The sequence below is a fragment of the Streptomyces sp. CA-210063 genome (genome assembly GCF_024612015.1).
GTDB lineage: Bacteria > Actinomycetota > Actinomycetes > Streptomycetales > Streptomycetaceae > Streptomyces.
Map to the genome: position 1 here is coordinate 568149 of NZ_CP102512.1, position 21193 is coordinate 589341.

19 protein-coding genes are annotated in these 21193 nt (G+C 71.9%); 8 read left to right on the top strand and 11 right to left on the bottom strand.

From position 1 onward, the window contains the following. Positions 1 to 39 precede the first annotated feature (39 nt). The 5 genes from JIX56_RS02455 to JIX56_RS02475 are packed head-to-tail and all read right to left on the bottom strand — an operon-like array spanning position 40 to position 7222. On the bottom strand, positions 40 to 1227 hold the full coding sequence (locus tag JIX56_RS02455; RefSeq protein WP_257537095.1) for an FAD-dependent monooxygenase: 1188 nt from the start codon (positions 1225 to 1227) through the stop codon (positions 40 to 42). Beyond that, on the bottom strand, positions 1224 to 2807 hold the full coding sequence (locus JIX56_RS02460) for a class I adenylate-forming enzyme family protein (protein ID WP_257537096.1): 1584 nt from the start codon (positions 2805 to 2807) through the stop codon (positions 1224 to 1226). Before JIX56_RS02460 ends, JIX56_RS02455 begins: the two co-directional genes overlap by 4 nt. A 60-nt stretch (positions 2808 to 2867) precedes the next feature. Further along, positions 2868 to 4484 carry a benzoate-CoA ligase family protein gene (locus JIX56_RS02465; protein ID WP_257537097.1) on the bottom strand — a complete coding sequence of 539 codons (1617 nt, stop codon included), beginning with the start codon at positions 4482 to 4484 and terminating at the stop codon, positions 2868 to 2870. Next, complete coding sequence (gene pabB, locus JIX56_RS02470; protein ID WP_257537098.1) at positions 4481 to 6601, bottom strand: aminodeoxychorismate synthase component I; 2121 nt, start codon at positions 6599 to 6601, stop codon at positions 4481 to 4483. Before pabB ends, JIX56_RS02465 begins: the two co-directional genes overlap by 4 nt. Positions 6602 to 6631: 30 nt before the next feature. Then, positions 6632 to 7222, bottom strand: coding sequence for an antibiotic biosynthesis monooxygenase (locus JIX56_RS02475; RefSeq protein ID WP_257537099.1), 591 nt, complete (start codon positions 7220 to 7222; stop codon positions 6632 to 6634). A 227-nt stretch (positions 7223 to 7449) separates the two neighbouring features. Here JIX56_RS02475 and JIX56_RS02480 point away from each other — a divergent pair, with 227 nt between their 5' ends. Both JIX56_RS02480 and JIX56_RS02485 read left to right on the top strand, forming a co-directional pair. After that, positions 7450 to 8229 (top strand): DUF3050 domain-containing protein, encoded by a 780-nt coding sequence (locus tag JIX56_RS02480; protein ID WP_257537100.1) that lies wholly within the window; start codon positions 7450 to 7452, stop codon positions 8227 to 8229. Between the two features lie 60 nt (positions 8230 to 8289). Then, on the top strand, positions 8290 to 8862 hold the full coding sequence (locus JIX56_RS02485; RefSeq protein ID WP_257537101.1) for a hypothetical protein: 573 nt from the start codon (positions 8290 to 8292) through the stop codon (positions 8860 to 8862). 7 nt (positions 8863 to 8869) lie between these two features. Here JIX56_RS02485 and JIX56_RS02490 read toward each other — a convergent pair whose 3' ends face one another. The 3 genes from JIX56_RS02490 to JIX56_RS02500 all read right to left on the bottom strand — a co-directional run bounded on the left by JIX56_RS02490 (position 8870) and on the right by JIX56_RS02500 (position 11747). Then, the gene (locus JIX56_RS02490; protein WP_257537102.1) at positions 8870 to 9784 is read right to left on the bottom strand and encodes an SDR family oxidoreductase; all 915 of its coding nucleotides are present in this window, start codon (positions 9782 to 9784) and stop codon (positions 8870 to 8872) included. Positions 9785 to 10029: 245 nt separating this feature from the next. Beyond that, complete coding sequence (locus JIX56_RS02495; RefSeq protein WP_257537103.1) at positions 10030 to 10659, bottom strand: MBL fold metallo-hydrolase; 630 nt, start codon at positions 10657 to 10659, stop codon at positions 10030 to 10032. After that, entirely contained in the window at positions 10659 to 11747 is a 1089-nt protein-coding gene (locus JIX56_RS02500; protein WP_257537104.1) for an S-(hydroxymethyl)mycothiol dehydrogenase, read from the bottom strand. The genes JIX56_RS02495 and JIX56_RS02500 overlap by 1 nt, the downstream gene beginning before the upstream one ends. A 210-nt stretch (positions 11748 to 11957) precedes the next feature. Here JIX56_RS02500 and JIX56_RS02505 point away from each other — a divergent pair, with 210 nt between their 5' ends. Then, a complete protein-coding gene (locus tag JIX56_RS02505) occupies positions 11958 to 13379 on the top strand; it encodes an MBL fold metallo-hydrolase (protein ID WP_257537105.1) in 1422 nt (473 codons plus the stop codon). Beyond that, complete coding sequence (locus JIX56_RS02510; RefSeq protein ID WP_257537106.1) at positions 13376 to 14131, top strand: sulfite exporter TauE/SafE family protein; 756 nt, start codon at positions 13376 to 13378, stop codon at positions 14129 to 14131. Before JIX56_RS02505 ends, JIX56_RS02510 begins: the two co-directional genes overlap by 4 nt. Positions 14132 to 14201: 70 nt before the next feature. Here the strand turns inward: JIX56_RS02510 and JIX56_RS02515 are convergent, their stop codons facing one another. Beyond that, positions 14202 to 14489 (bottom strand): metal-sensitive transcriptional regulator, encoded by a 288-nt coding sequence (locus tag JIX56_RS02515; RefSeq protein WP_257537107.1) that lies wholly within the window; start codon positions 14487 to 14489, stop codon positions 14202 to 14204. 71 nt (positions 14490 to 14560) lie between these two features. On the opposite strand from JIX56_RS02515, the gene JIX56_RS02520 reads away from it, so the two are divergent. Together JIX56_RS02520 and JIX56_RS02525 are read left to right on the top strand one after the other, a co-directional pair. Continuing rightward, the gene (locus JIX56_RS02520; RefSeq protein ID WP_257537108.1) at positions 14561 to 15145 is read left to right on the top strand and encodes a rhodanese-like domain-containing protein; all 585 of its coding nucleotides are present in this window, start codon (positions 14561 to 14563) and stop codon (positions 15143 to 15145) included. Positions 15146 to 15344: 199 nt separating this feature from the next. After that, positions 15345 to 17105, top strand: coding sequence for an ABC transporter ATP-binding protein (locus JIX56_RS02525; protein WP_257537109.1), 1761 nt, complete (start codon positions 15345 to 15347; stop codon positions 17103 to 17105). Positions 17106 to 17132: 27 nt separating this feature from the next. Here JIX56_RS02525 and JIX56_RS02530 read toward each other — a convergent pair whose 3' ends face one another. Next, the gene (locus JIX56_RS02530) at positions 17133 to 18593 is read right to left on the bottom strand and encodes an aldehyde dehydrogenase family protein (protein ID WP_257537110.1); all 1461 of its coding nucleotides are present in this window, start codon (positions 18591 to 18593) and stop codon (positions 17133 to 17135) included. Positions 18594 to 18777: 184 nt separating this feature from the next. Further along, complete coding sequence (locus JIX56_RS02535; RefSeq protein WP_257537111.1) at positions 18778 to 19074, bottom strand: hypothetical protein; 297 nt, start codon at positions 19072 to 19074, stop codon at positions 18778 to 18780. A gap of 165 nt (positions 19075 to 19239) precedes the next feature. Here JIX56_RS02535 and JIX56_RS02540 point away from each other — a divergent pair, with 165 nt between their 5' ends. Next, positions 19240 to 19611 (top strand): nuclear transport factor 2 family protein, encoded by a 372-nt coding sequence (locus JIX56_RS02540; RefSeq protein WP_257537112.1) that lies wholly within the window; start codon positions 19240 to 19242, stop codon positions 19609 to 19611. Between the two features lie 339 nt (positions 19612 to 19950). Beyond that, a complete protein-coding gene (locus JIX56_RS02545) occupies positions 19951 to 21177 on the top strand; it encodes a glycosyltransferase (RefSeq protein WP_257550702.1) in 1227 nt (408 codons plus the stop codon). The last annotated feature ends 16 nt before the right edge of the window (positions 21178 to 21193 follow it).

A 21193-nucleotide genomic window follows, 5' to 3' on the forward strand; every position in this document is an offset into this window, starting at 1 on the left:
TGCTCCTGTGGGTCTTTCGGTTCCATACCTGCGTCCGGTTCAGTACTTGCGGCCCGCGACGGCCGGGGAGCCGTGCCGGGGTCCGTAGGGCGCGTGCTCCAGCCAGGCGCCGCACCGGGGCACGACGGGCGCGAGGACGGCCGCCGCCCGCTGTTTGACGCGGACGATACGGCGCCGGGGCCGCAGATGGTCCAGTGCCGTGCCGGCGGCGGCGCTGTTGAACAGGCCCGCCGAGCGCCGGACCTCGGCGAAGGAGGCGACCGCCGCGGGCGTGCCGTCGGCGATCGCCCGGGCCGCCGCGGCCGCGTCCGCGATGCCGCTGTTCATGCCGCGCGCCCCGAACGGCGGGAAGAGGTGGGCCGCCTCGCCGGCCAGCAGCACCCGGTGGTGCGGGTCGGTGAAGACGGCGGCGACCTTGCGCAGGAAGCGGTAGGTGGACACCCACAGGATGCGCTCGCCGTACCCGTCGCCGACGACCTCCGGCAGCCAGCGCCGTACGGCCTCCTTCGTGCCGTACTCCTGCGTCGCGTCGTCGTCGCGGCACTGGAGGTCGAGCTGGAAGCCGCCGGTGAACGGCACCCGCATGACGCTGCGGCCGCCGAGCGCCGGGTGCTCGTAGTGGAAGACCCGCTCCAGGGGCAGTTCGGCGCCGGGGATGTCGGCGATGTCCGCGACGACGTGGAAGCCCTCGCCGTGGGTGCCCTCCAGCGGGATGCCCAGTTCGCGTCGTACGGCCGAGCGGGCGCCGTCGGCGGCGACGGCGTGGGTGCCCGTCCAGGTGCGGCCGTCCTCGCCGGTGAGGGTCACTGCGTCCGGGTCGGTCCGTACGCCGGTGATCCGGGCGCCCCACACGAACTCCACGCCGGCGTCCTGGCAGGCGGTGAGCAGGAAGCGCTCGGTGTCGACCTGGCGGAGGCTGGTGAAGGGCGGGGTACCGGTGGGCGGCGGGAACGTCCGGGCGTACACCTCGCGGCCGCGGTAGAGGGTGCGTTTGGTGTGCCAGGTCTGGCCGTACGCGGCGATGTTGACCGCGAGTCCCGGGTGCATCCCTTCGAGGAGTTCCAGGGTCTCGCGGTGCACGAACAGGGCGCGGCTGCCGGGGCGTTCGCGGCCCTCGGGGTCGGCTTCGAGAAGAGTGACGGGGAGGTCGTGGGCGCGCAGGGCGAGGGCCGCGGAGAGGCCCACGGGGCCGGCGCCCACGACGAGCACGGGGTCGGGGGTCGTCATGCGCGGGTGCTTTCGGTGAGCATGCGGGTGATCTCGACGCGCTTGACCTTCCAGGTGGAGGTCATCGGCAGTTCCTCGAACCGCCACTGCCGGGGCTCCGCCATGGTCGGCAGATCGGCCGTGGCCTCCCGCCAGCGCCCGAGGTCCAGGGGGCGTTCGCCGCGTACGCACACCACGGGTACGGGTTCACGGTCGACGCCGGGGACGATGACGACCTCGCGCAGCTCCTCCAGGCGGGACATCAGGGTGTCCTCGACCTCCAGGTTGCTGTGCACGGAGTCGATCTGGTCGATCTCGCGGTCGATGAGGTAGAGGGCGCCCCAGCGGCTCTGGTAGCCCATGTCGCCCATCTGCCACCAGCCGCTGTCGAGTTGGCGCAGATAGCGCTCGCGCGCGCCGAGGTAGGTGAGGATGCGGCCCCGGGTGCGGGCCTCGATACGGCCGGGGGTGCCGGGGACGACCCGCCGTCCGGCGTCGTCGGCGACGCGGACGCGGGTGAAGCCGGGGATGCCGATGCCGACCCGGCGGCCGTCGGCGCGGGCGGCGCTGCGGCGGGTGAACCACTGGAAGGCGACCGGGCCCGTCTCGCTCTGTCCGTACAGCTGGATGAGCCACGGGGAGCGCCGCTTGGACGCGTCCAACAGCCGCTGCACGGTGCGCGGGTGGATGGCGTCGAAGGTGGAGCCGTACGAGCGGACGCGGGACAGCGGTGCGCCGGGTGCGTCGGCCAACTCCTCCCACAGGACGAAGGTGTTGGGGTGGGTCTCGACGATGCCGGGGCGGTGGCGGGCCAGGAGCGGGCCCACGTTCGCCGGTTCCGGGTCGGTGATGAGGAGCAGCGGGCTGCCGAAGTGCAGCAGGACGCCGAGCAGATGGTAGAAGCGCGAGTGCACGAACGACATGTGCAGGGCGGCGGTCTCGCCGCGCGTGGGCCAGCCCATGGCCTTCTGCGGGACGAGCCGGTTCCACATGGTGTTCGGGCAGTGCACGGCCAGCTTGGGGAGGCCGGTGGTGCCCGAGCTGTGGGTGATGAGGGAGGGGTCGCGGGGGTGGAGGCGTACGGCGGCCGGCGTCGCGGCGCCCGCGTACTTCTCCAGCGGCTCGGCGCCGGGGGCGTCGTCGACGGAGAGCGTGCGCCGTACGAGACCGGAGAGTCCGACGTCCTGGAGGGGGCCTTCGAGCTTGGCCCGGTCGGTGATCAGCCAGGGCTTGTGGAGGCGTTCGAGGAGCTGCCCGACCACCGGGCCCGCGAGGCCGGGCGAGAGGAGGACCGGGACGGCGCCGATACGGGAGACCGCGCAGGTCAGGAGCACGATGTCGACGTTGTCGGTCTTGTGGACGACCACCTCCTCGGAGGGGCGGACGCCCGCTTCCCAGAGGCGGCCGGAGAGTTCGTCGACCACCTCGGCGAGGGTCGTGTAGGCGAGGTCGGTCCCGAGGCCGGGGTTGACGTCGAGGGGCCGGTCCAGGGTGACGAAGACATGCCCGTGGCGGTCGGCGGCCTCTCTGAGCATCGAGCCGAGGTAGAAGCCACGACCGGTGAGGGCGGACTGCCGGTCGGCCTGAAGCTGGTCACGCATGGGACCGGACCTTTCTGCGGGGGTGTGCGGGGCGGGCCCGGGGCGGGTGACGGCCATGGCTCACCACGCCCCTTGGCGGACGAGGTGCCGGCGGAGCTTGCCGGTCGCGGTGCGGGGCAGCGTGGGTACGAAGCTGACGCTGCGGGGGACCTTGAAGGCGGCGAGGTTGTCGCGGGCCATGCAGATCAGTTCGGCCTCCAGTCCCACCGCGATGGGCGGGACGGGGACGACGAAGGCCCGTAGCTTGCTGGCGCCGCGCTCGTCGGTGACGGCGGCGACGGCGACGTCCCGGACCCCGCGGTGGGTGCGCAGCAGGGCCTCCACCTCCAGCGGGGAGACGGTGATGCCGCCGACCATCTCCATGTCGTCGGCGCGGCCCAGATGCCGGTAGGTGCCGTCCGGTTCACGGCAGGCCCGGTCCCGGGTGTTGAGCCAGCCGCCGACGAGGGCGCGCTCGGTCTCCTCGGGCCGGTTGAGGTAGCCGGGGGTCACCGTCGGGCCGCGCACCCAGAGTTCGCCCGTCGCGCCCTCCGGCACCGCGTTGCCGGCGCGGTCACGGAGTTCGACCTCGAAGCCGGGGACGGGGCGGCCGACCGTGCCGGGGTGGTTGTGGTCGAAGCTGTTGGCGCAGAAGGCGTGGCCGGCCTCGGTGGAGCCGATCTGCTCCAGGACGGGTGCGCCGAGCAGTTCGGTGACCTGCTTGCCGAGTCCGGCGGGCATGCCCTCGCCGGCCGACACCGCCGCGCGTACCGAGGCGAAGCAGTCCTCGTGGCCGTTCGCCCGGTCGGCGACCAGGGCGGCGTACGCCGAGGGCACCGAGTAGAGGAGGGTCACGCGGTGCCGGGCGACGAGTTCGTCCACGGCGGCGGGGGTGGGGCGGCGGTCGGCGAGGACGGCGGAGGAGCCGGAGAAGAGGGGGAAGACCAGGGCGTTGCCGAAGCCGTAGGCGAAGTACAGCCGGGAGACGGACAGGGTGACGTCGTCCGGGGTGATGCGGAGCAGTCGTCTGCCGATGAGGTCGTGGTACGTCTTGGGGTCGCCGTGGACGTGTACGACGCCCTTCGGGTGGCCTGTGGTGCCGGAGGTGTACTGGATGTAGAGGGGGCTGTGGGCGTCTACTGGGTGGGCGTGCGTGGTGGGTGTGGCTGTGGCGCACAGAGCGGTCAGCTGGTCGGCACCGAGGCGCGGCGCCGGCTTGGCCGGTTTCACGGTGCGGGTCGTAGGGGGCTGGTCGCGCAGTTCCCCGCGCCCCTGACGGGGCACGGTGGCGCGGGCCGGGACGTGATTGTCGAGCCCCGGTCCCGTCACCCAGAGGACCGCCTTCGTGTCCTCCGCCATGTACTGGAGTTCGGGTGGGGTGAGTTCGGGGTTCACCAGGACCGCCACCGCGCCGAGGCGGGCGAGGGCGAGGAACGTGGTGACCCAGGTGACGGAGTCCGGCAGGGCCAGCAGGACTCGGTCGCCGGGGCGGACTCCGTGGTCGGCCAGGACGGTGGCGGCTCGGGCCGCGAGGTCGTGGATCTCGCCGTGGGAGTAGGCCCGGTGGCCCTGGTGGAAGGCCGGGCGGTCGGACCAGCCGCGTCGCTCGGCGAGGGCGGTGAGATGGGCCGCGAGGTTGCCGGGGGCGCCGGCGTCGGCCTGGAGCCGGGTGGGCTGGGACATCGTGGTGATCGTCATCGCGTCGGCTCCTCGGTGACAGCCGGGGCGGAGGCGTGCTCCCGGTGGGCCCGCATCAGGGCCGCGGTCTTCAGCAGCATCTCGTCGTACTCGGCGGCCGGATCGGAGTCGAGGACGATCGCGCCGCCCGCGCCCAGGTGCATACGGCCGCCCTGGAACACGGCGGTACGGATGACGATGTTGAGGTCCGCGCCGCCGCCGCACCCGAGGTAGCCGAGCGCCCCGGAGTACACGCCGCGCGCCTCGCTCTCCAGCGAGTCGATGATCTCCATCGTGCGGAGCTTGGGCGCCCCGGTCATCGATCCGCCCGGGAAGCAGGCCCGGACGCAGTCGACGGCGTCGGTGCCCTCGCGCAGCCTGCCCTCGACGGTGGAGACCAGCTGGTGCACGGTGGCGTACGTCTCGGTGGCCATCAGACGTGTGACCTTCACGGAGCCGGTCCGGGAGACCCGGCCCAGGTCGTTGCGGAGCAGGTCGACGATCATCAGGTTCTCGGCGCGCGTCTTGGCGTCCGCGGCCAGCTCGTCGCGCAGCCGGTCGTCCTCCTCCTGGGTGCCGCCCCGGGGCGCGGTGCCCTTGATGGGCTTGGCCTCGACGACGCCGTCCGGGGTGATCCGCAGGAAGCGCTCGGGGGACGAGCCCGCGATGTCGAGGTCACCGAACCTGAGGAAGGCGGCGTACGGGGCCGGGTTGGTCCGGCGCAGCACCCGGTAGAAGTCGTACGGGTCGTACGGCGCGGGTAACCGGACGGCGTTGGTCAGACAGACCTCGTAGCTCGTGCCCGCGTTCAGTTCCGCCTTGCAGGCCTCGATGTCGGCGAGGTAGGTGGCGCGGTCGCGGACGAGCCAGGGCTCGGCGGCGCGCGGGTAGGGCGGCGTGCCGGGCCTGAGGGGGACCGTGGCGTCCGAGGAGACGAAGGTCAGCTGGGCCAGCGCGGTGTCGAGCCAGTCGCCGGCCTCGCGCGAGGCGGCCGGGGTGTTTTCGGACAGGCAGACCGCGTAGGTGAAGCCCTCCTCGTGGTCCACGGCGATCAGCCGGTCCGCGAACAGCCAGCAGGCGTCCGGGGTTTCGGCGGTGTGCCGGTTCGTGGAGCCGCTGTCGGCCTTGAGTTCGTAGCCGAAGTAACCGACGTAGCCGCCGGTGAAGTCGAACGGCAGGCCCGTCGCGTCGACCTTGCGGCTCGCCAGCTGCCGCTTCAGATAGTCGAAGACGCTCGCCTGGACCCGGCGGGTGGGCCGTCCCTCCCGCTCGATCTCGCACAGGCCGCTGTCGATGTCGTAGCGGACGAACTCGGAGAGGGGACCGCTGCCGTCGCCGAAGAACGAGAACCGCGACAGTCCGGGCTCGACGCGGGAGCTGTCCAGCCAGAACGCGTGCGGCGCGTCGGCGTACATGCGGGTGAAGGCGGCCTCGGCGTCGACGGCGCCGGCGATACGGCGGGTGTGCAGCCGGTAGGCGGGGCCGGGGGCCCGGCGGGGGCGCGGGATCGCGCCGGCGAGGGGGATGACCGCGGTGTTCTCGGTACGCGGGCCGCCGGCCCGTTCCGCCGTGAGGTCGCGGAAGTTGACCAGCAGCTGGTGCCCGTGGTCGGTGAGGACGGACTCGGGGTGGAACTGGACGCCCCACAGCGGCCGTTCCCGGTGGCGCAGGCCCATGAGGACGCCGTCCTCGGACCAGGCGGTCGCCTCCAGGGTCGGCGGCAGCGGCTCCCGCACGGACAGCGAGTGGTAGCGGACGACGCTGAAGTTCTGCGGCAGGCCGCGGAACAGGTCGCGGCCGTCGTGCCGGACCGTCGACAGGTGCCCGTGGCGCGGCCACGGGGCCGGTTCGACAGCGGCCCGCTCCCCCACCGCGATGCCCTGATGCCCCAGGCAGACGCCCAGCACGGGGATCGTGGCCTCGGCGATCACCCGGGCGGCGATGCCGAAGTCACGGGGCTCGGAGGGGTGTCCGGGTCCCGGCGACACCACCACGTTGTCGAATTCCCGCAGCTCCGGAATGGCGTCCTCCGGGGCGTCGTTGAGCACCACCACCGGCTCCTCGCCGTTGACCTCGGCGATCAGCTGGAACAGGTTGTACGTGTACGAATCATAATTGTCGATGAGCAAGGTCTTCACCCGCCCACCCCCCTCTGATCGTTCTCGGACCTAGGCGGTCCGTCGTTTGTGCCGGCCGCGCAGCGCCTGCAGCGGCGGATACAGCCATTTCTTCAAAAATCGCTGGAGTCTCGGCATGAGAATCCAGGTGACGATGGCTGTCACGGACAGACACAGCAGAAGTGTACGGAAAAGCGGATTCAGGTCGTTGAGATAGGGAAGTATCGCCAGGTTGAACAAGAGCACGGGCGGGAAGACCGCGCTCATATTCACCAACCACAGTTTCCATTTCGGGGGTGGCCCCGGAGGGACGGCCGGCGCCGGGGCCCGGGAGGTCTGGGAGTCGAACCAGGCCTTGGAACCCGTGATGCTCCGGCGGCCGGTCTCCCGGGCCAGTCCTTCGGCACGGGCCGACCATTGCGCCCAGACCAGGGAGTTCTCCCAGGTCCGGGCCGAGTCCTCGCTGTCGAAGCGGTAGACCACATGCCACTCCGCCTCTCCGTCGACGAGTACGCCACCCCCCAGAAAACCCGGCTGCTGCGCACTCGTACGCAGCGCGGCCCACCCCCATGAGTGGAAGTCGGCCTCGCGCCCCGGCACCACGTGGTACGCGACGGTGACGGTAACGGGAATCCTGCTCACGCCGTCGAATACGCGAGCAAGCAAGGCCCCGTTCAAACCTCAACGAAACATTTTCAAGGTGTCCGGATCGTGCGACTATGGCACCTTCATCCGCCTTGGCTCCTTCTGTCGAGGGGTACGGCCGGGTAACTTCCGGCAATTCCCGGAAGCGGTTGCCCGGCAGTGCGATAAAGGCGCACCATCGCCATCGGGCTCCGCATGAAAACGCAAGAAAGCAAAGGAGAGCCATGTCCAGGTACGACTGGGATATGAACCACGAGGGAATCGAACGGGCACGCGCCGCGATCGAACCCGTACGCAAGGAAGTCACCGCACACCCGATCTATCAGCGCATCAACAGCCGTGCTGACATGGCGGTGTTCATGGAGCACCACGTATTCGCGGTGTGGGACTTCATGTCGCTCCTCAAATCCCTTCAGCGGGACCTGACCTGTGTGGACGTCCCCTGGGTGCCGCGCGGGTCCGAGGTGAGCCGGCGGCTCATCAACGACATCGTGCTGGTCGAGGAGAGCGACGAGCTGAACGGCGGGTTCACCAGTCACTTCGAGCTGTACCGGTCGGGCATGGGCGAGGCCGGGGCGGACACCTCCCGCCTCGACACCTTCCTCGGGCTCGTCGGCGAGGGCCACGAGGTGCCCGCGGCGCTGCGCGTCGCCCAAGTGCCCGGCCCTGCGGCCGAGTTCGTCGGTACGACCTTCGAGATCATCGGGGAGCGGCCGCTGCACTGCCGGGCCGCGGCCTTCGCGTTCTCCCGGGAGGACCTGATCCCCGACATGTTCGACCAGGTCATCAAGAAGGAGGGCACCGAGCGCTTCCCGCTGTTCTGCGACTACCTCGCGCGGCATATCGAGGTGGACGGGGAGGAGCACACGCCGATGGCGATGGCCATGGTGGCGGATCTGTGCGGGGGTGAGGATGCGCGGTGGCAGGAGGCCGTGGAGACGGCGACGCTCGCGTTGGAGGCGAGGTCGCGGTTCTGGGACGGGATCGTCGCGGCGATGGGGTGAGTGGAGCGCCGTTCGGCTGCGGCCGTTGGTCCACTGCCGGTGGTTCGTTACCGTGCGATCATGTCAACCTTCATCCAGCAACTCCCGGCGCTGATCGGCGTGGTGATAGGCGCGCTCGGCTCGTATCTGGTGATGATGCGGGGCGAGCAGATCCGGTTCCGCCGTGAGCAGGCCGCGCGTTGGGAGGAGCGGCGGCTCACGGTGTACGCCGACTGGGCGCGGGCCCTGAAGCAGTCCGTCACCCTGACCTACCGGGTCGCCTCCCACCTCGGCAACGACCCGCATCCCCACCCCCTGTCGCCCCAGGAGGCCGCGCCCCTCATGGCGGAGGCGACGGTCGCCCGGGACCCCTCCGGTGAGGCGCTTCTGCTCCTCGGCAGTCCCGAGGTGGTGGAGAAGGCCCGGGCCTGGGTCGTCACGGTGATGGAGATGGAGGAGTTCCTGCGTGCCGAGACCCGGGATCCGGGCGCCTGGCAGGCCCTGCTGGAACGGCAGCGCGCCTGCCGGGACGGTTACTACACGGCGGTACGGGAGGATCTGGCGCTCCCGCCCGGCCACTCGGCACGCTGGCAGCTGCCGGTGACATCGACGCCGACGCCTCCGTCGACGCCGACGCCGACGCATGGCACATGAACCCGGCTCACCGGTATCCGGTCGTGTCCGCCGGCTTGCCCGCGTCCTGGACCTCGACGAGGTAGCGCCAGGCATCGGGCCGGCTGCCGTCGAGGTCGGTGAAGCCGTAGGTCCGGGCGAGGGAGCCGCTGGAGAGGGAGTCGCCGTTGAAGCGGGCGACTTCGGGGTCGGCGGCGAGGGCGGCGACGGCCCGGCCGACGTAGCGGGGGGTCTCGGAGATGGCGAAGTGGGGTTCGCGGTCGAGGGCGTCACGCCAGTTGTCCTCCGTGACACCGAAGCCGTCGAGCATCATCTCCGAGCGGAGCCAGCCGGGGGTGAGGGCGACGGCGGTGGCGCCACGCGGGCCGAGTTCATGGCCGAGGGAGAACGCCATACGCAGGACGGACGATTTGGCGAGGTCGTAGAAGAAGGAAACCCGGTAGTTGGCCCCGTTGTACTCGGCCGTGCCGTCGGTCATCTCCACCACCAGGCCGCCGGGGTGGCGCAGCAGCAGGGGCAGGGCGAAGTGGTTGGTGATGGCGTGGGTCTCGACGGCGAGCCGCAGCAGCCGTAGGCCGTTGTCGAGGTCGTGCTCCCAGACCGGGCTGTCCCACGCGAAGAGCTTCTCGCCGCCCCAGATGTCGTTGACGAGGACGTCGAGTCGGCCCTCCTCGTCGGCGATCCGGTCCACCAGGGCCCGGACCTGGGCCGGTTCGAGATGGTCGGTGGGTACGGCGATGCCTTTGCCGCCCGCTTCCGTGACCAGGTCGGCGGTGTCCTCCAGGGTCTCCGGGCGGTCGTACTCCGACCGTCGCTCCCGTGTGGAGCGCCCGGTCACGTACACCGTCGCCCCGGCCGCCCCCAGCTCCACGGCGATCCCGCGGCCCGCTCCGCGCGAGGCCCCCGCGACCAGTGCGACCTTGCCCTGCAGCGGCTTCGACATGTCCGACCTCCTGTGCGTACGGGTGCCGCCTTGGCGACACCGGGTGCGTTTCGCGTCTTCGACACGAAGGGTGTCGTGGAACCCGGACATCTTGTGTCGGGTTTTTTGGGCTGCGCCCAAGGGCTCGGTCACTTTGACGAGAGGGCGCCTGCGGGTTGTCTGTGGCTTGTCGCGCAGTTCCCCGCGCCCCTTGAGGGCGGGGCCCGGCTGCCATGCCTTCTCGGCAGCCGGGCGCCCCATGGTTGTCAGTGGCCGCGCGCGATCCACTCCTCCAGATGCGGAGCCTCGGCTCCGATCGTCGTGCTGTCGCCGTGGCCCGTGTGGACGGTCGTGTCGGGCGGGAGGGCGAGGAGGCGGTCGCGGATGGAGTCGATGATCGTCGGGAAGTGGGAGTAGGAGCGGCCGGTGGCGCCCGGGCCGCCGGCGAACAGGGTGTCGCCGGTGAAGACCGTGCCGAGGCCCGGGTCGTACAGGCAGACGGCGCCCGGTGCGTGGCCGGGGGTGTGCAGGACGGTCAGGTCGGCTCCGGCGGCCTCGATGACCTGGCCGTCGGCCAGCCAGTGGTCGGGCAGCCGGTCGGGGTGGGTCTGCTTCCAGAGCGGCAGGTCGTCCGGGTGGAGCCAGATCGGCGCGCCGGTGCGCTCGGCGAGGGCGGGCGCGGCGTCGATGTGGTCGTTGTGGGCGTGGGTGCAGACGATCGCCGACAGTCTGCGGTCGCCCACCGCCTCGGCGATGGCTTCGGCGTCGTGGGCGGCGTCGATCACGATGACCTCGCGGTCGTCGCCGACGAGCCAGACGTTGTTGTCGACGTCCCAGGTGCCGCCGTCGAGGCTGAACTGGCCCGAGGTCACGAGGTGTTCGATGCGGGCGGCCATCAGAGGGTCACCACCGAGCGCAGGACGTCGCCGCCGTGCATCCGCTCGAAGGCCTTCTCCACGTCGTCGAGTCCGATGGTCTCGGTGACGAACGCCTCCAGGTCCAGGCGGCCCTGGAGGTAGAGGTTGATCAGCATGGGGAAGTCGCGGTCGGGCAGGCAGTCGCCGTACCAGGAGGACTTCAGGGCGCCGCCGCGGCCGAAGACGTCGAGGAGCGGCAGTTCGAGCTTCATCTCCGGGGTGGGGACGCCGACGAGGACGACCGTGCCGGCCAGGTCGCGGGCGTAGAAGGCCTGCTTGTACGTCTCCGGGCGGCCGACCGCCTCGATGACGACATCGGCGCCGAAGCCGCCGGTCAGCTCACGGATCGCCTCGACGGGGTCGGTGTCCTTGGAGTTGACGGTGTGGGTGGCGCCGATGCTCTTGGCGGTGGTGAGTTTCCGGTCGTCGATGTCCACGGCGATGATCTTCTCGGCGCCGGCCAGCCGGGACCCGGCGATGGCCGCGTCCCCGACGCCGCCGCAGCCGATGACGGCGACCGTGTCGCCGCGGCCCACGTTGCCGGTGTTGATCGCGGCACCGATGCCCGCCATCACCCCGCAGCCCAGCAGACCGGCGACCGCCGGGGCGGCGGCCGGGTCGACCTTGGTGCACTGCCCGGCGGCGACGAGCGTCTTGTCCGCGAAGGCGCCGATGCCGAGCGCGGGCGACAGCTCCTGGCCGGTCGAGGCGAGCGTCATCTTCTGCTCGGCGTTGTGCGTGTTGAAGCAGTACCAGGGGCGCCCGCGCCGACAGGCCCGGCAATTGCCGCACACCGCACGCCAGTTGAGAATCACGAAGTCGCCGGGGGCGACGTCCGTGACGCCCTGGCCGACCGACTCCACCACACCGGCCGCCTCATGGCCGAGGAGGAAGGGGAAGTCGTCGCTGATGCCGCCCTGCTTGTAGTGCAGATCGGTGTGGCACACCCCGCACGCCTGCACCTTCACCACGGCCTCCCCCGGCCCCGGGTCCGGTACGACGATCGTCTCGATCCGCACCGGTTCGTTCTTGCCCGGTGCGATCACGCCGCGGACTTCCTGCGCCATGGTGAACCCTTCCGTCGATCCGAGATGGGACGGTCTCCCGCCCCTGGTCACCCTACGGAGTGACCAGCGAGTAGGGCCTCCGGTGGGTGTCCTTCGTGGTGCACCCGACCGGGTCAAATACCCCCCCGGGTATATCTGCTACCGTTGCACATATACCCCCGGGGGTAATTTCCAGGGGTCACACGCATCGAAGAGGAGAGGAGCGCTGCCGTGTACTTCGTCGACACCATCGAGGTGCCGGGGCTGGGCAACCGCAGCTATCTGGCGGGCGGTCCACGCGGGGCCGTGGCGGTCGATCCGCCGCGTGACATCGACCGGATGATCGCGGCCGCCGCCCGGCGGGGCGTACGGATCGCGTACGTCGTCGAGACGCACGTCCACAACGACTACGTCACCGGCGGCCTGGAACTGGCCCGGCTGACCGGCGCCGCCTACCTGGTGCCCGCCGGAGCGCGGGTCGCCTACGCGCGGGTGCCGGTGCACGACGGCGACACGGTGCAGATCGGAACGGATCTCACACTGCGCGCGGTCGCCACGCCCGGGCACACCCCGCATCACACGGCGTACGTCCTGGAGGAGAGCGGGGTGACGGTGGCCGCGTTCACCGGCGGCTCGCTGCTCATCGGCACGGTCGGACGCCCGGATCTCGTCGAGCCCCGGCTCACGGGTGAGCTGGCCCGCGCACAGCACGCCTCGGCGCACCGGCTGGCCGAAGGGCTGCCGGAGTACACGGCCGTCCTGCCCACGCACGGCTTCGGCAGCTTCTGTTCCGCCGGGCGGCCGACGGGCGACCGTACGACCATCGGGCAGGAGCGGGTCACCAACGAGGCCCTGATCAAGGACGTCGAGACCTTCGTGGCCGAACTGCTGGCCGGCCTCGACGACGTACCGGCGTACTACGCCCACATGGGCCCCGCCAACGCGCGGGGACCCGCGCCGGTGGATCTGACGCCGCCGGCCCCGGCCGGCGCGGGGGAGATCGCCGCGCGGCTGGCGGCGGGCGAGTGGGTCGTGGATCTGCGCCACCGGGTCGCGTTCGCCGAGGGGCATGTCGCCGGGGCGGTGAACTTCGAGGCGGAGGGGCAGCTCGCCACGTATCTCGCCTGGCTGCTGCCGTGGGGCAAGCCGGTGACGCTGCTCGCCGACTCTGCGGAACAACTCGCTGAAGCGCAGCGGGAGTTGGTGCGCGTCGGCATCGACCGGCCTGCCGCCGCGGCGACCGGCTCACCCGCCGACTGGCTGCGCGAGGGCGAACGTGCGCGCTCCTTTCCGCGCGGGACCTTCGCCGGCCTGGCGAAGGCCGACGAGAACGACGGGATCGTGATCCTCGACGTCCGCCGCGCCGCCGAGCGCGCCGCCGAGGGCCACATCGCGGGGTCGGTCCACATACCGGTGCACCAGCTGCGCGACCGGCTCGGCGAGATACCCGACGGCACGGTGTGGGTGCACTGCGCCGGAGGCATGCGCGCCGCCATCGCCGCGTCGCTCCTCGACGCGGCGGGCCGGGACGTCGTGGCGGTGGACGACGGCTTCGGGGCGGCGGCCGAGGCGGGGTTCCCCATGGCGCACACCACCCCGGCGCGGGACGCACCCCTCGCCGCTTCCGCACCGACCGGTGTCCCCGCGGCATGACGACCCTCGTTCTCGCCCTGCTCGCCGGGGGCGTGATCGGGCTCTCGCTCGGGGCGCTGGGCGGCGGCGGGAGTGTGCTCGCCGTACCGGCGCTGATCTATCTGCTCGGCTTCAGCCCGGGCGCGGCGGCGACCTCCAGCCTGGTGATCGTCGCGCTCACCTCGGCGACCGCGCTGGCCGCGCACCTCCGGGCGGGCACGGTCCGTCTGCGCGGCGGGGCCCTGTTCGCGGCGGCCGGTCTGGTGCCCGCGGCGCTCGGGGGCGCACTGTCGGCGGGTCTGCCGTCCACTCTGCTGACGGGAGCCTTCGCCCTGGTCGCGGGAGTGGCCGCCTACCGGATGCTGCGCCCCTCGGGCACCCGGCGGGAGGAGTCGACCGTGCGGCCGAGCCGGGTGGCGCTGTCCGGCGCGGGGCTCGGCGGGGTCACCGGTGTCCTCGGGGTGGGCGGCGGCTTCCTCGCCGTACCGGCCCTGGTGAACGTGGTGGGCCTGCGCATGCGCGATGCCGTCGGCACCAGCCTGCTCGTCATCACCGTGAACTCGCTGGCCGCGCTCGCGGCCCGGACGGGTGCGGCCGAACAGCTCGACTGGGCGGTCGTCGCGCCCTTCGCCGGGGCCGCGATCCTCGGTGCCTGGGACGGCAGGCGGCTGGCCGCCAAGGTCACCGGGGACACCCTCCGGCGGATCTTCGCCTGGGTGCTGCTGGCCGTGTCCGCGTTCATGCTGATCGACGCGCTGGCATCACTCGGCTGAGCCACGGACCGGCCACCGGACCCGCCCGGCCGGCGGCAGAACCCGCCCCCACGCTCCCGACCCGTCCCCCTCACGCCAGCGAAAGGAACAGCTTCTCCAGCCGCGCCCGCATCTGCTCGTTCGTCTCGCCGTCCCGCCCGTTCTTCTCGGCGTCAGTGAGGCACTGCTGCAACCCGGTGGCGATGATCGCGAAGCCCGCCCGGTCCAGGGCACGGGAGGCCGCGGCGAGCTGGGTGACGACGTCCTCGCAGTCGCGCCCCTCCTCGATCATCTTGATCACCCCGGAGATCTGTCCCTGGGCCCTCCGCAGCCGGTTCAACACCGACTTGAGCTCATCGCCTTCGAACTGCAGCTCCACGACCACTCCACTCCTCTACATACCCTTGGGGGTATTTTACCGCCCCCCTCAGGAAAGGATCGCAGTCCAGCATGTCCACTCCTCGTACTCCCCTCACCCCGCGCGCGCTCGGTATCGAGCAGGCCCGCGAGCGGCTGTCCGAACTGATCGTCGTCGATGTCCGTACGCCCGGCGAGTACGCCTCCGGGCATCTGCCCGGCGCCCTGAACGTCCCGCTCGACCAGCTGGAGCGCGCGCTGCCCGCGCTCAAGGAGTCCACCGCCGAACCGCTGATGGTCTGCCGGTCGGGTGCCCGGTCCGAGAAGGCGTGCCTGCTGCTCGCCGAGCACGGGGTCACGGCCGCCACGCTCACCGGCGGCACACTCGCCTGGGCAGCCGGCGGCCATGAGCTGGACCGCCCGGCCGGCGGCGCCAGGGCCACCTGGGCGATGGAGCGTCAGGTGCGGTTCACCGCCGGCATGCTCGTCCTCGCCGGGCTGGGCCTCGGACTGCTGCACCCGGCCTGGCAGTTGCTGTCGGCGGGGATCGCGGGCGGTCTCGTCTTCTCGGCGCTCACCGACACCTGCGGCATGGCGGCGATCCTCGGCAGGCTGCCCCACAACCGTCCGCGCGCCGCGGATCTCGACGCCACGCTCGCCGCGCTCTCCGCCCGGTAACCGGCCCCGGCGGGAGGCGCGGGCCACGACGAGCCCGCACCTCCCGCCGCTCCCTCCAGCGTATGAAGTCCCGTACGGCCTCGGCTGACGGGAAGCCCTGCCGGGCGGTTGAAAGTCGTTCCCGGTGCTCCTCACCTCCGACGTAGGCTGAGGCTCCGCGCCCCGTCCCCACTCCCCGACCGATCTGCCGAGGAGCCCCGTGAGCACCCCTGAGACCACAGCCGAGCAGCAGCCGCCCACCTGGCGGCTGCTGCTCGGTTATGTACGACCCCACCGCTGGGCGCTGCTGCTGGGCGCACTGCTGTCCCTCGTCACCGGCGCCACCGGGCTCGCCCTGCCACTGGTGGCCCGGGAGCTGATCGACGACCTGTCGCACGACCGGACCATCACCTGGGCGCTCGTCCTCATGTCCGCGCTGGTGGTCACCAACGCGGCGGTGGGCGCGGTGGGTTCGTACGTGCTGCGGCGCACCGCCGAGTCGGTGGTGCTCGGCGCGCGGCGCGCCCTGTCGTCGTATCTGCTGCGGTTGCGGATCACGGCGGTGGACCGCAGCGAGCCGGGCGACCTGATGGCGCGGATCACCTCCGACACCACCCTGTTGCGCGAGGTCACCACCGACACCCTCGTCGGTCTCGGCACCGGCGGGCTCACGCTGGTCGCGACGGTGGTGCTGATGGGTCTGGTGGACCCGGTACTGCTGGCCGTGACCCTGGGCGTGATCGTGGGCGCGGGCGTGGTGTTCGGGGTCATCGTGCCTCGTATCAACCGGGCCAGCCGGGCCGCGCAGGACGCGGTCGGCGCGATGGGCGCCTCGCTGGAGCGGATCCTCGGCGCGCTGCGCACGGTGAAGGCGTCCGGTGCCGAGCACCGCGAGGAGGAGTCGATCCACGCGGCGGCCGAGGAGTCGTGGCGGCAGAGCGTCCGGGCCGCCAAGTGGTCGGCGGCCGCGGGCAACACGGCCGGGCTCGCCATGCAGATCGCCTTCATCACCGTGCTGGCGGTGGGCGGCGCCCGGGTCGCGACCGGCGCGATCGACGTCGGCACGCTGGTGGCGTTCCTGCTGTACGTCTTCTATCTGATGTCGCCGATACAGCAGGTCGTGGGCGCGATCACCCAGTACCAGACCGGCGCCGCCGCGCTCGCCCGCATCCAGGAGGCGCTGCGTCTGCCCGCCGAGCCGGCCACCCGACCCGCGCCGCTGCCGTCCCCGGAGGCACCGCCCGCCGCCCTCGCCTTCGACGAGGTCCGCTTCCGGTACGCCGACGATCTGCCGTACGTCCACCACGGCGTGACGTTCGAGGTCCCGGCCCGGGGTATGACGGCGTTCGTGGGCCCGTCGGGCGCGGGCAAGACGACGGTGTTCTCGCTCATCGAGCGGTTCTACGACCCCGAGGCGGGCCTCATCACGGTCGACGGCCGCGATGTCGCCGAGTGGGAGCTGTCCCGACTGCGGTCCGCGATCGGCTATGTCGAGCAGGACGCACCCGTGCTGTCCGGGACCCTGCGCGACAACCTGCTGCTGGGCAACCCGCGGGCCGACGAGGGCGATGTCCGGCGCGTGCTCAGGACGACCCGCCTGGACGGTCTGGTCGCCAAGCTCCCGCAGGGCCTGGAGACTCTGGTCGGCCACCGGGGCACCAAGCTCTCCGGCGGTGAGCGCCAGCGGGTGGCCATCGCCCGGGCGCTGCTGCGCCGCCCCCGGCTGCTGCTGCTCGACGAGGCGACGAGTCAGCTGGACGCGGTGAACGAGGCGGCGCTGCGCGACACGGTCGCCGATGTGGCCCGGACGACCACGGTGCTGGTCGTCGCCCACCGGCTGTCCACGGTGACGATGGCCGACCGCATCGTGGTCATGGACGCGGGCCGCGTCCGCGCCGTCGGCACCCATCGCGAACTCGTGGCCGCCGACCCGCTCTACGCGGAGTTGGCGGCCACTCAGTTCCTCGCGACGGCCGGCTGACCGGGGCGTCGGAAGGGTCAGGAAGGATCAGAAGGGGAAGTGCGCCTGCTGGGTGGCGATGGTCACCCAGCGGGTGTTGGAGAACGCCTCGATGCCCCACCGGCCGCCGAAGCGCCCGTAACCGGAGGCCTTCACCCCGCCGAAGGGGGCCATCGGCTCGTCGGCCACCGACTGGTCGTTGACGTGCACGATGCCGGTGCGGATACGGCGGGCGACGGCCAGTCCGTGGGTGGCGTTCTCGGTGATGATGCCGCAGCTCAGGCCGTTGTCGGTGTCGTTGGCGACGGCCACGGCGGTGTCGTCGGCGGCGAACGTCTCCAGCACGCAGAGCGGACCGAAGGACTCCTGGTGGTAGAGGTCGGCGTTCTTGGGGACGTCGGTGAGCACGGTCGCCGGGTGCACCGCGCCCTCCGGCTGCCCGCCCCCGGTGAGCACCGTGGCGCCCTTGGCGACGGCGTCCTTCACCAGCGCCGCGATCCGCTGGGCGGCGTCGGCGCTGACCAGCGGGCCGACCACCGTGTGCGGGTGGTTCGGGTCGCCCGCCTGGAGGGTGGCGACCTTGGCGGTGAACTTCTGCGCGAACTCCTCGGCCAGCGACTCGTGGACGAGGATCCGGTCGCCGGACATGCAGATCTGTCCGGCGTTCATGAAGACGCTGAAGGTGACGGCGTCGACCGCGTAGTCCACGTCGGCGTCGTCGAGCACGATGACCGCGTTCTTGCCGCCCAACTCCAGTACGGCGGGCTTGAGGTGGCGGGCCGCGTGCTCACCGATGATCCGGCCGACGTGGGTGGAGCCGGTGAAGTTCACCGCGCGCACCCGCTCGTCGGAGATCAGCGCCTCGGCGATCTCCGCCGCGTCCTCGGGAGCGTTGGTGACCACGTTGAGCACGCCGTCGGGCAGGCCCGCCTCCCGGAGCACGTCCGCGACCAGCAGTCCGCAGGCGATCGGCGCGTCCTCGCTGGGCTTGACGACGACGGTGTTGCCGGCGGCCAGCGGTGCCGCCACGGCCCGTACGCCGAGGATGACGGGCGCGTTCCACGGAGCGAAGGCGGCCACCACGCCCAGGGGTTCACGCACCGCGAGGCTCAGTGCGCCCTCTTTCTGGCTGCTGAGGACCTCACCGCGCGGAGCGGTGATCGCGGCCGCCGCCTCGCGCAGGATGTTCGCCGCGAGTGCCACGTTGAAGTAGGCCCACGGGCGGGTGCCGCCCGCCTCCCGGGCCATGATGTCGGCGACCTGGTCGCCCCGGCCCTCCAGCAGATCGGCGGCCTTGAAGAAGATCGCCCGCCGGGCGAAGGGGGTGAGCGCGGCCCACTCCTCGAACGCGGCGTCGGCGGCGTCCACGGCCCGCCGGACGTCCTCCGGTCCGGCCGCCGCGACCGTCGCGTACACCTCCCCCGTGTACGGGTCGAGGTCCTCGGCGGTGCGGCCGGACGTGGCGGGCACGTCCTTGCCGCCGATCAACAGGTCACGGGTTATGGCCATGGTGCGGCTTCCTCGGGGTACGTATCGACGACGGTACGTGATCGAGCTTGATCGCTCAGGTTCGTTCGTAATGTGAAATTCAATTCACGTTACTGTTCCGTGATGCTCTGCCCGGGCCCCGGGAATGTCAAGAGCCCCGCCGCTGTGTCCACGCGGCGGGGCTCTCGGTCGGAGGGCGAATTCGCTACTCGATGGCGCCCAGCAGCCCGACGGCGGGCGCGGCCATGTCGGTGACCTGGTGCAGTTCGTTCAACCGGTTCAGCTCGTGGACCTTGTCGAGGTTCTTCACCTGCTGCGAGGGGCGCGGCATGGTGGCCTTGTGCTCCTCGGGGAGGTCGGTGACGGTGAGCGAGTCCAGCGTGGCCATCGGGCTGAACCTGGTCCCGTCCGCCGTGGCGCCCGCGTGCGCCATCGGTGCGGCCAGGCCCGTGACACCGACGGCGAGACCCACGGCGGCGACGATACGTCGAGTTGAGATCATGCCCTCAGCAACGGTGCCCGGTCCCCGACGGTCACGGCCGCTCACCCATGAAGCGCACGCCCCGGCTGCGTTTGCCGGGTCCCGCACGGCGGAGGAGCCTCGGAGGAGAGGCCTTTCGCGGCCCGCTCCTCCCTGCCGGGCCGCGGCCTACCGAGGAGGTCACCCATGGGCACAGCCACAAGCCCCGCCTTCGACACCGAAGCGCTGCGCCGGGGCACCGAGCAGGCGGACGCGGCGACACTGGTGTCGCTCTACGCGGACGACGCCGAGATGCGCGTCGTGGACCGCAACACCCAGCCCAGCCATCCCAAGGTCCTGCACGGCCGGCCCGAGATCGCCGCGATGCTGGAGGACGTCTGCGGCCGGGACATGACCCACAAGGTCGAGCAGTGCGTCGTCCAGGGCGACCAGGTCGCCTTCACCGAGTCCTGCGAATACCCCGACGGGGTGCGGGTCCTGGCGAGCTCGATGATCTCCCTGCGGGACGGCAAGATCGTCGACCAGACCATGGTCCAGGCCTGGGACGAGGACGAGTAGCAGGAACGTCGGGCCGGGATGCCCCAGTTCGTCCAGGATCCGGTGCATGTCCGTCACGGGGAGCGCGGAGTTGGACGCCGCCAGGCGCGGTCCCGCAGCAGCTCGTCGATCCTGGCGCCATCCTCACAGATCATCAACCGGACCACGAAGTCCTCGGTCGGGCGGCAGTGACGGGTTCCCGGCCAGCCCCTCACGTACTTCGTTCCGCGCGTACGTCACCGCTCCGCTCCCCCGTCGTGCCGGCCGGTCATCTTCAGGGGCTCTTTCGGGTCATCGCGTCCGGTACGCCTGTGCCGGCGCGGTCGCGCCGCCATACTGGCGGGCGTGCGCGTAGCGATCATGACGGCGGGTTCCCGGGGCGACGTGGCCCCGTACACCGGACTGGGACACGGGCTCCTGCGGGCCGGGCACGAGGTCACACTGGTGACCCATGCCCGGTTCGAGCCCCTGGTGGCGGACTCGGGGGTCGCCTTCCACTCCCTGCCCGTGGATCCGCGGGAGGAACTGGAGTCGGAGCGCGGGCAGGGGCTCCACCGGAGTTCCACCGGGGCGGGCAAGCTGTACCGGGCGGTGGAGATGGCCCGGAGTCTCGTGGGGCGGATGGCGGGCGATCTGGTGGCCGCCGCCCGCGCCAGTGACGTCCTGCTGCTGGCCGGCACCCTCGCGCCGCTCGGCCACACCATCGGCCAGGGGCTGTCGATCCCCAGCCTGGGCGTGAACCTCCAACCCCTGGCACCGACACGGGAGTTCGCGCCGCCGATGACCGGGGTCCGCTCCTGGGGCCCGGTGGTCAACCGGGCGGCCGGGCACGCGGTGAACACGGCTGTCGAGTGGATCTTCACCGAGGAGGTACGGAGGCTGCGCGCCGAGTACGGCCTTCCGCGCACCGGGCGGGTCGCCGCGCGGCGCACCCGGGACCGGCTGGGCTGGCCGGTGTTCCACGGCTTCAGCCCCCGGGTGGTCCCCCGTCCCGGCGACTGGCGGCCCGGGCTGGACGTCACCGGTTACTGGTGGCCGTACGACCGCGAGGACCGGCTGCCCGCCCCGCTGCTGGACTTCCTCGACGCCGGGCCGCCCCCGGTCTTCGTGGGTCTGGGCAGCGCCACCGTGCCCGATCCCGAGCGGATGAGCACCGACGTCGTACGGGCCCTGCGGGCGGCCGGGCTGCGCGGGGTGATCCAGCGCGGCTGGGGCGAACTGCGCGGTGAGGGCGAGGACATGTTCACCGTGGGCGAGGTCCCGCACTCCCTGCTCTTCCCGAGGATGGCGGCCGTCGTCCACCACGCGGGCGCGGGCACCACGGCGGCCGGCCTGCGCGCCGGGGTCCCGGCCGTGCCCGTACCCGTGCAGTTCGACGAGGGCTTCTGGGCCGCCCGCCTGGTCGCCCTCGGGGTGTCTCCGGGGGCCGTGCCCCTGCGCGGCTTCACGGCCGCGGCGTTGGAGGCCGCACTGCGGCGGGCGACCGGCGATCCGTCGTACGGCCGCCGCGCCCACACCCTGGCCGAGGAAGTGCGCGCGGAGGACGGGGTGGGGCCGGTCCTGGCGGCGGTGAACCGGCTTTCCTGACACCGGTGAACCGACT